This is a genomic window from Candidatus Brocadia sinica JPN1 (assembly GCF_000949635.1).
GTDB classification, from domain to species: Bacteria; Planctomycetota; Brocadiia; order Brocadiales; family Brocadiaceae; genus Brocadia; species Brocadia sinica.
Genome location: NZ_BAFN01000001.1, coordinates 1,672,775 through 1,689,870, shown reverse-complemented (window position 1 = coordinate 1,689,870; position 17,096 = coordinate 1,672,775). Strand labels below are relative to the sequence as shown.

Below are 17,096 nucleotides of genomic sequence, written 5' to 3'. Positions count from 1 at the left end.
TTAGAGAATTTTCATTTACCGTAAGGGGTACATGTATGAGAATCGCACTTTTTAATACTACCGGTGTAATATCTTGCGATGGCTCACGCTTAATTTCGTCTTTGTTGAAACGGGCCGGCCATTCGGTAAGGAATATTTTACTTGCTACACGTGAAAATTTTGCCTATGAACCACATGAGATTGACCGGTTGCACGAGATATTGAAAGACTGCGATCTGGTTATGATCGCAGTTTATACGAGTCATGTCATGAAGGCCGTACAAATTACAGAATTTGTTCATAAAAAATATCCCGGCATGAAAGTAATTTGGGGCGGCCCTCACTGCATTTCTGCGCCAGAAATCAGTCTCCGTTACGCCGATGGTGCCTGTTTTGCCGAGGGTGATGTGGCTATAGTCGATTTCGTAAACAAGATGGAAAGCGGCGCTGATTATTTCAATACACCGAATATGGCTTTTCATGTAAATGGTTCATATAGGAAAAATGATGTATTGCCGCCGTTACACGATCTGGACAGCCTTCCCTACTATGACTATGATTTAGATAATCAATTTTTATTTGACCATGATGTCTCCCAAATGACCCTGGAAGATTTCAGGAAAAATTGTACAACCTACCCATTTAAAATTCCAACCTACATTATTATAACATCCAGGGGTTGTCCTTACCGGTGTACGTATTGCGCTAATGTCAGGCATATTAGTTTGTATGGCCATATTCCCATACGGTTTCTCAGTGTCACTCGGGTACTGAAAGAATTGGAATATACAATCAGGCGTCTTGGTTTTTTTCAGCGTGTGTTTTTTGGTGACGATGATTTTCTCCTGAGAGACAAAAAACAGTTAGAGGATTTCGCCAAACAATATAAAGAGAAGATAGGACTCCCATTCGGATTTTGCGTGAGCGCAAATACCTTTCGCAAGGAAAAGCTGGAAATACTTTTAGATACGGGTTTAAAAATTATTCAGATGGGTGTGCAAACAGGAAGTCAGCGGGTAATTGATGAGGTGTTCAACCGAAATATTAAAGTGGCAAAAACAAAGGAAGTTATTCAGCAACTCCTGCCATATTGCAAAATGTATAACGTGACTGTTTTGGTCGATTTTATTATTGATAATCCGTATGAAACGAAAGACGATATCATTCAAACCTATAAATACATGATTTCTCTTCTTTCAGAGTGGGTGAAAATTAATGTTTTTTTCCTGGTTTTTTTCCCGGGCAGCCCGATCTATGAAAGGGCAGTCAAGGATGGTATTGTTGACTCATCTTTTGAAAAGATGATCCGGTTTTTCGGACCGAGAAGTAAAATTCAATATCAGAAGAATTACGAGACTGCTCTAGTTTTGTTTGCTGCTCAGGTACTGAATCGACGACCACGAATAAGACGATATATCCCAAAATTTGTCTTGCGTGTTTTGGGAAGCCGCCCGGCCCGGAAAATTGCATCGGTTTTGCCTCCAAATTTTCTTTTACGCATCGCTAAATAACTTGTTAGGCAGGCGGCACAAGAAGGAAGATTATAAAAAGACAGCAGCTCTATTTCAGGAGAAACAGTGGGTCAACCTTGCCGTTTTCTGACTAATCAAACCGCAGGCTATGCTGGTAGTGATACCCTGTTTTTTATTCAGACAATTATTAAGTTCCGTCCGGAGAAATTTAAGATGAAAAATAACCATTGTTTTGATCGGGACACAATTCTAAGCGATCTCATCAAAATTATAGAAGAAATGTCTTGCGACTGGGAAAATGGTCTTTTCGGTACCGTTGGAAAGGAGACACGCCTTGTAGCAGATCTTGCATTAACATCTATTCAGATAGTTCAGCTTGTCATCGCCATAGAAAAGCACTTTCAGAGGCAGGGCTTGCCTTTCCAGACGCTCTTTCTGTCCGATGACCGCAACGTTGACGATCTGCGGGTGTCAGATGTGGTAGAATTTTTATATACGCATCTCAATACACTATAAATTGCTTTTCTCTGCGATCAATATAGAGATTTACATTTTATTACGCGGTTTTTCTGGGTAGCACGGACAAATAACGTTTGTCCGTGTCCTCATGTAGGGTGGGCACCGCCCACCGAAAAACAAAGCAACGCTGACACGTGAGCGGTCTTCTGGTGGGCGATGCCCGCCCTACCCATTTAACTTGGGAGAATACCTTTGGGAATCGGTAACAGACTCATTAAAAATACGGGATTTGTCTTTCTCTCCGGGATAGCGAATAAACTTTTTTCCTTCTTTTTCATCGCTTATGCTGCAAGAGTTCTTGGACTGCAGGATTTTGGCTTATATGCCTTTATCGGTACCGTGCTGTTGCTATTTTCCTCTTTTGGCAACTTCGGTATCTTCCCAATGGCTGTAAGAGAAATATCCAGAGACAGAACAAACGCGGAAGTACTGTTTAACCACACCCTTTCCCTCAGGGTATGCATTTTTATACTGCTCTATCCTGTTCTTGTGCTCGTAATAAACATACTGGGATACAGCGGAGATGTTAAATTCCTTATTTATATAACAGGACTCTCTGCCATATTTTCTGCATTTTCAAACTCTTTTGGTATTTTGTATATGGCCTTTGAGAGGTTTAAGATGCCTGCAGTTACCTCTATTCTCTTATCCCTTTTCAGTAATATGTCCAATATCCTTATTCTCTATTTTGGTTATGGCTTAAAAGGTATTGTTTTGGTTTCTTTTTTCGGAAATATAGTAGGCGCAGTGATTACCGGCATCTGGGTATGGAAGAGATTCCTTAAATATAGATTTGCCTTTAATCTGTCTGTTTGGAAAGATTTGCTGTTGCAATCCATGCCCTTTGCACTTCTTTCATTTCTCCAGCAGGCCACGAATAATATGAACATCCTCCTTCTTTCCAAACTCCCGGGACCCTTTTCAAAAGAAGCAGCAATGGGATACTACAATCCCCCCGCTTCTGTATGTAAGAGCGCCCTGATGCTTCCTGAAAGTTTCAGGCAGGCAGCCATCCCGACCGTCTCTTCCCATGCAGAAAATCCTGGCATTGTGAGCAACATTATCGCAGAGTCAACAAAATCACTCCTCGTGTTAATCATAGTTCCTTTGATCATTGCTACCACATTCTTTCCTGAAGAAATTATCACCCTTATCTTTGGCAAAGAATATCTCCCGTCAACCTCTGCACTGACAATTCTCGGCTGGGCTTATGCATTGCAGGTCTTTAACTCCCCTGTAAGCGTGACCCTTTCGGCCTCACGGGAGATAAAGAAGTTTATTCCCTGGGCAATGCTGGAGTTCGGCATAAACATCATCCTCGCCGTGCCACTGATCATGTACTACAGCTTTGTTGGCGCGGCAATAGCCTTTCTCGCAACAAAAGTGTTTGAAACCCTTTTAAGGAGTTATTTGCTGAAGAGCATTTGGGGCATAAAGAGATTAGAGACGCAAGGCTCCTTATTGAAGATCTTGTGGCCAGCAGGAATCCTATTTGTCATACTGGTATTAGTTGACCGTAGTCCTTTAAGCAATGTTGGACTTTTGATTCTTACTTTGGTATTATATTCCCTTTACATCATTTCCTTTAAAGGTATCCGTCAGCGGATTGTTTCGGTCAGTTACGGCCTAAGGAAAAGGTGCGGTGCAAAATAGATGGAAAACAGAGGAAAATCTTCATTGTATCGATTGAGGTCTGAACACAAATGCATAATGGAAAGTTAGTAATACTAGGTATCGATAGCGCCACATTCGATATCATAAACCCCATGTTGAAAGAGGGTAAGTTGCCAAACTTATCCCGGATGATGGAAGGCGGAGCGTCGGGACCGTTAAGATCGACTATCCCGCCTGCGACACCTTCTGCATGGGTTTCTTTTATGACAGGAAAAAACCCTGGTAAACATGGGGTTTTTAATTTTTATGTTTCTCCTTCCTATGGCTATATAAGACCTGCGTTGAATTCAAAATACATCAAGGCAAAGACCATTTGGAGAATACTCTCTGACATTGGACTAAGGATTGGAGTTATCAACCTGCCGATGACTTACCCGCCTGAGACGGTAAATGGTTTCTTAATTCCAGGAATGCAGCAATCTTTTGACGAAGGGAGTGGAAACTTTGCCTATCCCCCGGAGATCATGCAGGAGATACGAGAACGATTTGGCAATTATCGCGTCTTGTATGCAGACCTTGAAAGTCTTTATACAAACAACCTGGACAGATTCATCGAGGAGTGGAGACAGATATTCGAGATAAGGAAACAGGCGATCCTCTATCTTCTGGAACAGAAGGAGTGGGATGTATTTATGCCGGTATTCTATAGTATCGACGTCATACAGCACCATTTCTGGAGATTTTTTGATAAAAAACACCCCCAATACGATCCTGCCGTATCGAAAAAATATGAAAATATTATTCCTGAATTTTATGAAATGATAGACGCAGCCATTGGTGAAATATTAAAAAAAATTGGCGATGATACCACCGTAATTGTCGTTTCAGATCACGGGGCTGGTCCGGAAAAAGGCGCATTTTACGTGAATAATTGGTTGCACGATCAGGGATTTCTCGCCTTTCGGAAGATGTTCTCCCCCTTACGGCGGATAAGGTTCCCCCATATCTTTTATAAGGTTTTAAGAAGGCTTGGATTTCGTGGCGTGGCATGGACGGTTCCTTTGGATAAACTCAAGACCCTTGGAAAAGTCATTGATCCGAGAGAAGGGTTTAATATTCCGTTCTTTGTTAACTGGAAAAAGACCACGGCATACTCCGGAAGTCAGTTAGAACAGGGCATCTACATTAACCTGAAGGGCAGGGAGCCATTAGGAATAGTTGAAAGAGGCAAAGAGTATGAGGCAGTCAGGGACTCCATCATAAAAAAATTGAAGGAGATCAAAGATCCGTCGAATGGAGAGCCTTTAGACATTGAGATCTGCAAAAAAGAAGACGTATACTACGGTCCTTTTGTTGATGAAGCCCCTGACATATTTATAAAAATAAAAGGCATTGAATATCTCATGCAAAAAGAATTATATCACACAGGACTTTTCGGCTTGCCAAATAAAAGCTCCGGCACACACAGGATGGAGGGTATTTTTATCATGAAAGGGAAGGGCATTAAAACAAATTATACGGTAAATACCGCCGATATTATCGATATCGCACCTACAATCCTTTACTGCTTGGGAGTACCTGTTCCTGAAGACATGGATGGGAGGGTACTCAATGAAGTATTTACACAAGAATATTTAGGAAACAATCCTGTCACCCATAGTCCAGCCGCTGAGATCAAGATAAAAAGGGGAGAAGGAGTTTTTGATGAAGAGGAGTCAGAAAAAATCAGAAGATCTTTGCGAGATCTTGGGTATTTCTGATGAAAGTCCTATTTTGCCCAACTCACTCGTCGTAACTCTGCAGCAACACCCTTAAACCATAAAAATATTTCAGGTGTTTGCAGCGAAAGGGTGCACCGAAAGCATCAAGGTGATTACTCTATTTTTGGAAACGGAGAGAAGAAGAATATGAGGACATTGTTAGTAAATCCACCCGTCTTTGATCATGGAAAATATAGAAGGATACTCGAAGAAAAACCGATAGAGACGTACACCATGCCTATTGGCATTGGATATATCGCTTCGGTGTTAGAAAAAGCGGGTTACGAGGTCAAAGCGGTTGATGCCTATCAAATGTCATGGGACAATTTCGGGAAGATACTGAAGGACTATGCTCCTGATATCGTGGGAATATCATGCCTGACAGACCAAAGAGCGAGCATTTACAGACTTATGAGCATGGTAAAATCTCTTAATAAAGAGATCAGGATTGTTCTGGGAGGAACACATGCAACACTGATGCATGAGCAGTTGTTAAATCACTTTCCTGTAGATGCAGTAGTATTGGGTGAGGGCGAGAATCCCTTTCTGCACCTGGTCAGGGCATGGGAGGCAGGCGAAGATATTGAGAATGTAAAAGGCATCGCCTTTCAAAGAGATGGCAACGTTGTGAAAACAAAAAATCAGGAATTAATCAAAGATCTTGATACAATTCCTTTTCCCGCCTATCACTTCTTTGACCTGGACATGTATGCGGGCTGGGAACTTCACACAAAGGTTGCTAGTGTCCTGGGTTACCAGCACTATGCCAGCTACAAAAGCGCTGCAATTATAACTTCAAGAGGTTGTCCGTGGAACTGCTCCTTTTGCTCGGTATCAGCAATGTCGGGACAGAAGTGGAGGGACAGGACAGCTATAAACGTCGTGGATGAGATAGAAATGCTCGTAAATAAATATAATTGCAAGATTATCGATTTTGTTGATGATATTTTTTCTGTGGATCAGAAGAGGGTTATTGCTATATCTGAAGAAATACTAAGGAGAAAGTTAGATATACTTTGGGGATTCGAAACAGGGGTGAGATATGTTTCCGAAGAAATGCTGAGGAAGGCGGCGGAAGCGGGTTGTAAATTTATTATGTACGGCGTTGAATCGGCATCTCAGGAAGTAATGAAAAATGTTTCAAAAAAAACCGATACAGAAAAGATCATAAAAGCATTTGAATTGACAAAAAAGGCTGGCATAGCCACTGGCGCTTTTATTATGGTCGGAAACCCCGGGGAGAACGACAGGTCTATTAACGAAACAATGAAGATTTTGCGGGTGATAAAACCCGATGTTATCGTAAATCAGATATTAATGATCTTTCCCGGAACTGCACAATATGCAAAGGCCAAAGGTGAAGGTTTTATCGATGACAGGTATTGGTTATCGGATTTACCGGCTCCGTATTATGAACAGTACCATAGCCTGCAAAGGCTTGTCAGATTGCACAGGAAAATTTTCTATTATACCATGAACAGGTTTTCTGTTTTTGTAAGAACAGTACGGGATAAAATCGAAATACATTACGGAATAAAGTTCACAAAAAGAGGCATTAAGATGGTCCCTAAAATTCCGCCAAAATCACTCTGGCGCACACACCCTGTTGATAAGATACAGGAAATAAGAATTGAGCCGCAAAATGAAAAAAGATAAGATTTTTGTAATAGGAATTGATTCCGGAACATTTGATGTTATAACACCTCTTGCAAAAGAGGGGCATCTTCCTAATTTCACAAGACTGGTGAAAGAGGGGTGTTCCGGGGCATTAGAGTCTACAATTCCTCCGGTAACTCCACCGGCATGGGTATCTTTTATGACAGGAAAGAACCCGGGTAAACATGGAGTATTTGACTTTTACGCATCCCCTTTCTTTGGCTACGAGAGACCTGTTTTACATTCAGGTTATATAAAAGCCAGGACAATCTGGTCTTTATTGTCTGAAGCGAATAAAAAAATCGGTGTTATAAATGTTCCCATTACTTATCCTCCTGAAAAAGTAAATGGATTTATTATACCCGGATTACAGTTTGGTCTTGATGTAAATTGTGGATTTACCCACCCACCAGAACTTATCAAAAAGATTAAAGAGAAATTTGGGGAATACCATGTAGCTTATGGCAATCTGATGGGGGTCTATTCACATGAGTTAGATAATTATATTGCTCAGTGGGATCGGATACATAAGAAAAGAGAAGAAGTCCTCTTCTATCTTATGGACGAGTATTCCTGGGACTTCTTTATGGTTGTGTTTAGTTCTATAGATCTTATTCAACATCGTTTCTGGAAATATTCTGATAAAACACACCCACGATATGATCCCGATAAGGCAAAGAAATATGCTTCTGTGATTCCGGATTTTTACAAAAAAATCGATACCTCTATCGGCAAGATTCTTGATAGGCTCAACGATTCAACAAAGGTGGTTGTTGTTTCGGATCATGGTATGGGGCCGGAGCATAAGGCATTCTACCTGAATAAGTGGCTTATGAAAGAGGGTTTGCTGCGCTTAAAAAGAGGATTTTTCCCCTTTTTGCGGTTTAAACTTCCGCACATCGTTTACAAAGTACTGAAAAAATTGAAGCATCCCGGAATAGAATGGACGATTCCCATGAATTCGTATCGTGTTTTGAAAGATCTGGTTGACCCGCGGGATGGACTGAAGCTTTCTTACTTTATTGACTGGACAAGAACCAAGGCATATGCAGCCAATTATACAGAACAAGGATTGTATATAAACCTGAAAGGAAGAGAGCCTATGGGTATTGTTGAACCCGGTTCTGAATATGAAGAAATTAGAGATTTCATAAGAGACAAAATGTATCAGATTGTAGATCCAGAAACAGGTCAAAAGGTTTTTGATAAAATATATAAAAAGGAAGAAATATACCATGGACCTTATATAAACCATGCTCCAGACCTAAGTTTTGTGATGAGAGGTGGTACATATCTTTCTCACAGGGAGATCCATTACAAGAAACTTTTCAGGACAGACGACAGGAATTCTGCAACCCATCGCATGAATGGTATATTCATAATAAAAGGAGATGGTATAAAAAAGAATGTAACTTTGGAAGGATGTAAGATTATTGATGTGGCTCCTACTATCCTCTATGCAACAGGTCTTCCAGTTCCGGACGATATGGATGGGAAAGTATTAATAGATGCCTTCGAGAGGAAATTTATCAATGAATATCCAATACAATATTCCTCAACCTCAGAAACAAGTCCAAGCCATGATAAAGGTATTTACTCCGGCGAAGAATCAGAAAAGATCAAAGAATCCTTACGAGATCTCGGGTATATAGGGTAAGCTACTGTTGAATTTTTTGATTTTGAACCTTAGAAATAGACGAGAAAATGCTCAGATTCATCTATAAAAACCTCCTCCCCGCGAGGATACGCCAATTCATAGATATCTTTCCCTACCTGAGAATGCCGAAAGTCGATGGCTTGAAAGAAAAGAGAGTCCTTGTGCTTTCTCCTCATCCTGACGATGACATTATCGGATGCGGGGGAACCCTCCATCGGTATCACCAGATGGGCGCTGAGATCACCGTGGTATACATGACCGATGGCAGGAAAGGAAATATCAGGCACAGGGAAGATGAATTGGTATCTATAAGAAAAGAAGAGGCAAGGAGAGCAGGGGTGATTATTGGTATTGATAGACTTCTATTCCTCGATAACAGAGACTCCGAGCTCCGCATTTCTCCCGGGACTACCAAAGAGCTTTCTGAAATACTCAGAAACCTTAAGCCGGAGGCGGTCTTCCTTCCGTTTTTTCTCGATAACCATCACGACCATATTGCAACCAGTCAGATATTCTTTTCAATATCAAACTCGGTTGCTTCCTGCATGTGCTATTCTTACGGAATATGGACACCGCTGCCCGCCTTTAATATAGTTTCAGACATAACCACCTGTTTACACACAAAAATCCTGGCTTTGCAAGAACATAAATCACAACTTGAAGTCGTTGACTTTACTGAAGCTGTTAAGGGAATATCGAGATACCATTCGGCGATGAAGGGGAGGGATGGATATGCTGAAATATTTATCGCCTGCCCATCGAATGAATACCGAAGACTTGGAGTGGCAATAGGATGGTAGATACATCGGTAACGATCAGGCCATACAGACAAGGAGACGAGAAAGCCATCAATAACCTATTTAACAATGTATTTCATAAATCGAGGACCCTTGAGGAATGGAATTGGAAGTTCCGTGATAATCCAGCCAGTAAAGACCCGGAAGGCTGGATCGTTGTTGCTGAGAAAAATGGCATGATAATCGGTCAGTATGCCAGCCTGGCAACGGAGATAGTGTATGGCAACCGCATGGTTAAGTCAGCACAACCGGTAGATACGATGATAGACCCCTCAGCAAAAGTCGGTATAAATCTTATCGGCAAACTTTACGACCGCCATGCCAAGTACCTTAATGGAATAGCCTTGTTTGGCTTTGGTTTTCCCAATGAAGCGGCATACATGGTTGGGAAGAGATTTCTCGGATACAAAGACCTGGGAGAGATGGTTCAATTGTTTAAAAGATTGAGTCTGAAGAACGCATTGAAAAGAAACATTGCATGGTGTCCTGACTGGACAATAAATCTCTTTCACCATTTCAGTAAAGCATTTTACCGCTTCGAGATTTTTATGAGAGGGTTGGATAAAGGCGCTGTTGTGAAAGCAGTTGATGCATTTGATGAGAGAATAAACACATTCTGGAACAGTATCAAAGAGAGATACAAAATTATGACCGTAAGAAACATGTCGTATTTAAACTGGAGATACAGGGACAAACAATACCGGATTTTTATAGGAGAAAATGGAGAAGAGGTAACTGGATATGCAGTCGCCAAGATAGAGAATTACAAGGATGTAAGGGTAGGCTATATAATGGATATCTTCTCTCGTAATGATAAAATAGCCCCTCTTGTGGCAGGTTGCTTGAAATTTTTTCTTAAGCAAGGTGTTGATTATGTCTTGTGCGGTCTTTTGAGGCAGGATCCACTGAGTATGTACCTCAAAAGGATAGGATTCAGGGAACACCAGGAGATCAGACCTATCCGGGTAGTTGTTACACCCCTGGCAAGCGAGGTTGATACGGAATATCTCCTGAATCAGAAAAACTGGCATCTCACCTATGGTGATACGGATGGGTTTTAAGGTTGAAGATCGCGCACATCAATGAGTACTATGGCGACTTTGGCGGAACAGAACAATATCTGTTTACTATTTGTAAAGCTCTCGAGGAAATGGGCCATGAAATTATCATCATTTCTTCCGAGAAAGAGACAATACATGTTCCGGGAAGGAAGGAATATTTTATAAAATGCTCTTATGGGTTAAGAAGCAGTCTAAAGACACAGGGTTTACTGAAAGAAATACTGAAAAAGGAAAATCCTGATATTGTACATCTCCATAATACCCAATTTTTTCTCAGTCCGTTCATCTTAAAATATCTCCTGAGAGCAAAGCCTGTTGTCAAAACTGTTCATGACGTCCGCCTTATTTGTCCCGGGTTCAAATGGAAGGTGATACCAGACTCCGGCAAAATCTGTAATTATCCAATGGGATTGAAATGTTTTAAAAACGGCTGTTATCCCTTTTATCCTGAGAAGAGGAGTCCTTTCTGGAATCTTTATAAGTTCTTCCTGATGCTTTATGAACTCAGGATTTCAAAAAGTATCGATAAAATAATAGTTCCCAGTTCTTATATGAAAGAACAACTAGTCAGGAACGGTTTTCAGAAAGACAACGTTACAGTAATACCGCACTATGTCAATAAAGCCCCAATTCAAGAAAAAGAGACAAAAGATAGCAAGAGCAAAAAGATCCTCTTTGTTGGAAAATTTTACAGGATTAAAGGTATTCTGCACTTTATAGAATGTCTTAGCCTTTTAAAAGAACGGAATTGGATGGCAGAGATTATTGGAGAAGGCTACATGCGGGAAGAGGCAACTACCCTTGTTCATAAACTGGGACTGAATGATCGGATTCATTTCCCCGGTAATTTATCAAAAGAGGAATTGAATAAACACTATGCAGCCTGCACGGTGGTTGTTATACCGTCAATAGTTCCCGAATCATTTGGTCTTGTGGGAATTGAGGCCATGTCTTTTGGGAAACCCGTGGTTGCCTTTGACTCGGGGGGGATAAGGGAGTGGCTTATCCATAACGAAACGGGTTTTCTTGTTCGGAGGGGCGATGTGAGAGAATTGTCCGATAGGATTTTTCAATTGCTGGAAGACCCTTCCCTGGCAAAGAAGATGGGATTTAAAGGACAGCAACGGGTAAACGAACTCTACCGCAAAGAGATACACGTTATAAGGCTCCTCACGGTTTATGAGGAAGCAATTAAGAGCAAAATGAAGATATTAAATTAGGCTGCCTTTAGCAGCGACTTTTAAGCTCCCCTCTAAAAAGAGGGGGCGGGGGTGTTATGGCCGATTTACACACCCCTGTATCCCCTCTTTCTAGAGGGGAATCATACAAGATTGAAATTCCTTGGACAATATGGGTTCCTTAAAAATTACGTATGTGTTACCGGTATACTGGCCTGCAATAGGCGGGTGTGAACTGCACACCCATGAACTTGTAAAGAGGCTATCCGAAAGGCATGACATACAGGTTATAACCTTAATTGATAATCAGAAGGATAAGCTTTCCCACGAACTCTGGGTGGCATGTATACTGAATGCTTCCGCACAAGCAACTGAATACAATGATAACAGGGCAAAGGTGACCAGATTGCCATTAAGTCTGATAGAAAAATTCATGAACTTGCCTCTCGTCAGAATACAAAGCCCAAAACTGCCTGACATAGTTATCAGGTTGGCAATGGAAATGCTGTCAAATTTTTATATGAAGAAATTAATCAGCCTGATAAAGGGTTCTGATATTTTACACTGCATTCACGGCGGCGTCTCTTACTTTGGCTACGCAGCATTTAAGGCTGCACGAAGGCTTGGGATACCCTTTGTTTATACTCCTGTACTTCACCTGTATCACAAAGACTGGCTCAAAGAAATGAAAGAAAGCAGAGCCAGCAATAAGTCCTTTCTGTATAACCCGCAACTTCATCTCAGCCCGAGAGGCTGGACAGATTATTTCTGGTACAAAGTATCCTCCGCAGCAGATGTTCTTATTGCTATGACCGATTTTGAAAAGAATTTTTTTGTCCATCATGGCATATCTGCCGAAAAAGTACATAAAGTCGGTGTAGGGCCATTAGTTGCCAATGATTCCACATCAGACTTTCGGCAAAAGTATGATCTTAAAGATAAAAAAATGGTGCTATTTCTTGGGCGCAACGTGGAATATAAAGGAATAGAAGAGCTTTTAATGGCAGCCCGCCTCGTGTGGAAGAAACTGCCTGACACGTATTTCTTCTTTGCTGGGCCAAAAGAGGGTAACTCAGAAAAGATATTCAACCGGTATAATGACCGGAGAATAAAAGTCCTGGGTTTTGTGTCAGAAAGCCAAAAAACCGCCTTATTGAAAGCATGCGACGTCTTCTGCATGCCGTCAATGGAGGAGAGCCTGGGAGGGACGTTTCTCGAGGCATGGATGTTTGAAAAACCGGTTATCGGGGCCAGGATACCTCCTTTAATAGAACTTACCAATAACGGAGAGGGAGGATTTCTGGTAAATCCGGACCCCGAAGAGATAGCGGAAAAAATATTACTTCTGCTCCAGGACTGGGAACTCAGTAACCGTATGGGACAATGGGGAAAAAAGAAGATGCTTGATCATTATACGTGGGAAATCATTACACACAAAATGGAAGATATTTATCGTAAATCTGCGGAAATAAATATCCTGAGAAGAATATGAAAAAAATTGTCATCTTAGGAGCCGGGCCTACCGGTCTTGGAGCCGCCTACAGACTCCACGAAATCGGATATAAGAACTGGAATATCTATGAAAAAAACCATTATGTCGGCGGTCTTTCTGCCAGTTTTAGGGACAAACAGGGTTTTACCTGGGATATCGGGGGACATATCCTCTTTTCAAACAACGACCGGTTTAATCGGTTAGTAGATGATTTATTACACAATGATGTGCTTACTTTTAAGAGAGAGAGCTGGATATGGCTTAAGGATAGCTTTATTCAGTACCCTTTTCAGAACAATTTTCACTTGCACCCGGATAAGGAGCTTGTATTTGAATGCATTTCTGGACTTTTTGATGTCCTTCAGAGAAAAGGTTCTTACAAAAACTTCGAGGAATGGATTTACTATTTCTTTGGAGAAGGCATTGCCAGACACTTTATGGTTCCCTACAATAACAAGGTATGGGCATGTCCTTTAAACAGGATGGATTATAATTGGATAGCCGAAAGGGTAAGCATTATCGATATCAAGAGGGTTCTGAAAAATATTATCTCTCTGAGGGATGACAGTGAATGGGGGCCCAATAATACATTCCGGTATCCCCTTTTTGAGGGCACTGGCGGTTTGTTCAATAAGTTTTTACCGTATACCCAAGATCACCTTTATTTGAACAAAAATGCCGTACGAATCGCCACTGACAGAAAAGAGGTTATTTTTGAAGATGGAGAAAAGGCTTCTTACGACGTATTAATCTCCACAATACCTCTCACTGAGCTTTTGGGCAAAATAGAAGACAAACCCGAATGGTTAGGAAGGTCTGTGGAGGAATTCCTCTGGAGTGGAGGCTACATGGTAGGCATTGGCATCAGGAAACCCTGCCCCAGCAATAAAAACTGGATCTATTTCCCCGAAAATAATTCACCTTTTTACAGAATCACCTATCTCTCCAATTATTCACCCAATATGACACCAACAGGGGAATTTTTTTCTTTTCTGGCTGAGACCTCTTACTCAAGGTTTAAGACCGTGTCAAAAGAAACTATCGTAGAGGAAACTATCCAGGGATTGATCAACTCAAAACTCTTAAAGGAGGAAGACAGGTCGCTGATAGTTTCAACATTTCTCATTGATGTGCCACACTCTTTTCCTGTTCCTTTCGTAGGGAGAGATACTACAATAAAGAATATTCAATCCTTTCTCTCAGAACAGAACATTTATTCCCGGGGGCGGTTTGGGGGATGGAAATATGAGGTTGGCAATATGGATCATTCGGTAATGCAGGGGATGGAAGTTGTAAACAGAATAGTATTCAACAAAGAAGAAACCCTCTATAAAATCTGACTTTTGTCTATGGTAAAGCTAATTAGGACAACAAAAAGAAACCTTCCGTACAATTTAGGACTGGGATACGCTTCACCTCCGGAATCGGTCACCATAGAGGTTAACTATAGATGTATCTTCCGATGCGTGATGTGCCAGATGTGGACGAAAGATTTTAAAACGTCACGAATAAAGGACAATAATATCCTGTCAAAATGCGAAATAGAAGGACTTATTGAGGAACTTTATACTATAGGAATTAAATCCATATACTTTTGCGGAGGAGAACCATTTTTAAGGAAAGATTTTTTAGACATTGTCAAATATTGTAAATCGAAAGGGCTGTATTGTTCTACGATTTCAAATGGATATTTAATCAACTCTGATTTGGCTAAACAAATAGTCATCTCCGGGATAGATTCCATTGGCATTTCGATCGATAGCGCTAATAAGGAACTCCATGATGAGATCAGAGGGTTTGAGGGAGCATTTGATCATGCCATTGAAGGAATACGTTTAATCAAGCAAAAGCAGAAGGAGTACAACACTGATTTTCCCGAGATCTTCATAAACACAACAATTTCTTCAAAGAATTTTTTTTTCTTACCCGCGATAACAGATCTTGCAAAGTCTCTTGCCGTTCGAAGGATAAATTTCAATTATCTTTCCATTGTAGATCATAATACGGTGAAACTTACGAATCAGGAAATGGGAGAAAAAATTATTGGTTTTCATACCTTTTCAGATATTAGCCCTGAGTATTTGCTCCAGAAAGAGCACATTGACCAATTGGAGTCTGTCATAGAAAATATAAAGAAAAGGGGAGGCTCAGAAATCAAGTGTGATTTGGACCAGGCACTGCTCAGCGGAAACAAAGATCATTTATTGAAAGGGAAATTCTCTGTCCTTCGATGTAATACCCCATGGCTATCCGCTATGATCACCCCATTCGGTGATGTCGTACCTTGTGCCATGTTTACAGGATATAAAATGGGCAATGTAAGAGAAATGTCCTTTCGTAAAATTTGGAACAACAAGCGGGCTATGAATATGCGAAGGCTCCTTCGCAAAAACCTTCCTCCTCTTTGTCAAAAATGCTGCATGGTGCACAGAGGTACACCCTCTTTATGGAAAAGGTTTTACAAAAAATTTCTCAAAAGGGATTCACATGATCAACGATGAAAACATTATCTGCATCTCGTGGCTGGTATGGGATTCGATCCCCCTCGTAATGCACCAGATGATGACACGGTTGGCAAGGCACAACAGGGTCTTGTTTGTGGATCCGCCCGTGGCGTATAGCAACCTCATTATCCGCCCTTCACTATGGAAAGACCGCCTGAAAAAAACATTTCTGTGGTTGCGCGGAGTGCGCCAGGTAAACGACAACATGTATGTCTATTATCCGCCTCCGCTGTTATTGCAGTACGGACACTATAAAAATGTCGACAGCCTGAATCAGTCTTTCTTAACATCTGCGATCGCAAAAACAGCCAAACGTCTGGGTTTTACAAATCCAATCGTATGGATCTATCATCCCTATGCCATCAATCCCCGGGGAGAGTTTGGTGAAAAATTGGTTTGTTATGATTGCAATGACGACGTGGGTTTTTTCTTTTGTTATCACTTCAACAAGAGAAACCGGTTGTCAGATATGGAGGAGAGACTGGCAAAAAGGGCTGATGCCGTGTTTGCCACATCCAAATATCTCTATCGAATCCGAAAAGGGCAAAATCCCAATACCCATTATCTTCCTTCCGGTGTTGACAGCGAACTTTTTCAACAAGCCCAATCCCCTGCCTGTAAGATTGCACCAGAACTGGAAGATATTCCCAGTCCAGTTATCGGTTTTGTTGGTGGTATGGTCAACTCCAAGATGCATTGGGAATGGATACGGGAGGCCGCAATCGCAAGACCACAGTGGAATTTTGTCTTTATTGGACCATGTGTCGAGAACCCTCCATCCTATATTACACAGCAAAAAAACATTCTCTTTGTGGGAACTAAGCCACAAAATCTTTTACCTTCTTGTATCAAGGGTTTTGATGTATGCCTGATTCCTTATCAGGGAGAAGATTTTTTAAAGGCATGCCAGCCAACCAAGGCATTTGAATATCTGGCTGCCGGTAAACCGGTAGTTTCCTCATGGATTCCCGAGCTGGAAGACTATCGGGAAATAATTCGCCTTTCCCGTACTTCTGGAGAATTTATCCAGAATATTGAAGCCGCTTTAGAGGATGGCAAAAAAGAAGAATTGGTACGGAAATATGTTCAGGCCTCACAGGGATGGACATGGGAAGGCAGATTGGAAAAGGCTTCTGAGATTATTATCAACACCCTTAAAAAACACAGCCTAACAAAAGACGGCCTTAACGCTGCATAGCCCTATCCAATCCCTGTTCAAAACATAATACATACAAGGGACACGGCGCTCCGTATCCCTACGATTTATAAGGATTCTAACATCGAATATCGGACAAGGAATAATGTATGTTAAAGGATAATAGTCGTAGGGGCGTATTGCAATATACCCTTACAATCTTCATAGATTGTGCCGTCAGAATTATTCGTGCAAAAGAGATTTTTCTGAAG

13 protein-coding genes are annotated in these 17,096 nt (G+C 41.2%); all 13 read left to right on the top strand.

The genetic code is table 11. The annotated features are described in order from the left end of the window. Positions 1–35 precede the first annotated feature (35 nt). Complete coding sequence (locus BROSI_RS07575; RefSeq protein WP_052563138.1) at positions 36–1,490, top strand: B12-binding domain-containing radical SAM protein; 1,455 nt, start codon at positions 36–38, stop codon at positions 1,488–1,490. A 174-nt stretch (positions 1,491–1,664) separates the two neighbouring features. Continuing rightward, positions 1,665–1,967, top strand: coding sequence for an acyl carrier protein (locus tag BROSI_RS07570; RefSeq protein WP_157842429.1), 303 nt, complete (start codon positions 1,665–1,667; stop codon positions 1,965–1,967). Between the two features lie 195 nt (positions 1,968–2,162). After that, positions 2,163–3,623 carry a flippase gene (locus tag BROSI_RS07565; protein ID WP_052563136.1) on the top strand — a complete coding sequence of 487 codons (1,461 nt, stop codon included), beginning with the start codon at positions 2,163–2,165 and terminating at the stop codon, positions 3,621–3,623. 50 nt (positions 3,624–3,673) lie between these two features. Further along, the gene (locus BROSI_RS07560; RefSeq protein ID WP_052563135.1) at positions 3,674–5,344 is read left to right on the top strand and encodes an alkaline phosphatase family protein; all 1,671 of its coding nucleotides are present in this window, start codon (positions 3,674–3,676) and stop codon (positions 5,342–5,344) included. A gap of 147 nt (positions 5,345–5,491) precedes the next feature. Then, entirely contained in the window at positions 5,492–7,000 is a 1,509-nt protein-coding gene (locus BROSI_RS07555) for a B12-binding domain-containing radical SAM protein (RefSeq protein WP_052563134.1), read from the top strand. Further along, complete coding sequence (locus BROSI_RS07550) at positions 6,987–8,657, top strand: alkaline phosphatase family protein (protein WP_052563133.1); 1,671 nt, start codon at positions 6,987–6,989, stop codon at positions 8,655–8,657. The genes BROSI_RS07555 and BROSI_RS07550 overlap by 14 nt, the downstream gene beginning before the upstream one ends. Positions 8,658–8,704: 47 nt before the next feature. After that, positions 8,705–9,457: a PIG-L deacetylase family protein gene (locus BROSI_RS07545; protein WP_052563132.1), complete on the top strand. Its 753-nt coding sequence runs from the start codon at positions 8,705–8,707 to the stop codon at positions 9,455–9,457. Next, a complete protein-coding gene (locus BROSI_RS07540; RefSeq protein WP_052563131.1) occupies positions 9,451–10,515 on the top strand; it encodes a GNAT family N-acetyltransferase in 1,065 nt (354 codons plus the stop codon). Before BROSI_RS07545 ends, BROSI_RS07540 begins: the two co-directional genes overlap by 7 nt. Positions 10,516–10,517: 2 nt before the next feature. Next, positions 10,518–11,735 carry a glycosyltransferase family 4 protein gene (locus tag BROSI_RS07535; RefSeq protein ID WP_052563130.1) on the top strand — a complete coding sequence of 406 codons (1,218 nt, stop codon included), beginning with the start codon at positions 10,518–10,520 and terminating at the stop codon, positions 11,733–11,735. A gap of 130 nt (positions 11,736–11,865) precedes the next feature. Then, positions 11,866–13,185 (top strand): glycosyltransferase family 4 protein, encoded by a 1,320-nt coding sequence (locus BROSI_RS07530; RefSeq protein WP_052563129.1) that lies wholly within the window; start codon positions 11,866–11,868, stop codon positions 13,183–13,185. Beyond that, complete coding sequence (locus BROSI_RS07525; protein WP_052563128.1) at positions 13,182–14,525, top strand: protoporphyrinogen/coproporphyrinogen oxidase; 1,344 nt, start codon at positions 13,182–13,184, stop codon at positions 14,523–14,525. The genes BROSI_RS07530 and BROSI_RS07525 overlap by 4 nt, the downstream gene beginning before the upstream one ends. A gap of 9 nt (positions 14,526–14,534) precedes the next feature. Continuing rightward, the gene (locus BROSI_RS07520; protein WP_052563127.1) at positions 14,535–15,686 is read left to right on the top strand and encodes a radical SAM/SPASM domain-containing protein; all 1,152 of its coding nucleotides are present in this window, start codon (positions 14,535–14,537) and stop codon (positions 15,684–15,686) included. Beyond that, positions 15,673–16,887 (top strand): glycosyltransferase, encoded by a 1,215-nt coding sequence (locus BROSI_RS07515; RefSeq protein WP_052563126.1) that lies wholly within the window; start codon positions 15,673–15,675, stop codon positions 16,885–16,887. The genes BROSI_RS07520 and BROSI_RS07515 overlap by 14 nt, the downstream gene beginning before the upstream one ends. Positions 16,888–17,096 lie beyond the last annotated feature (209 nt).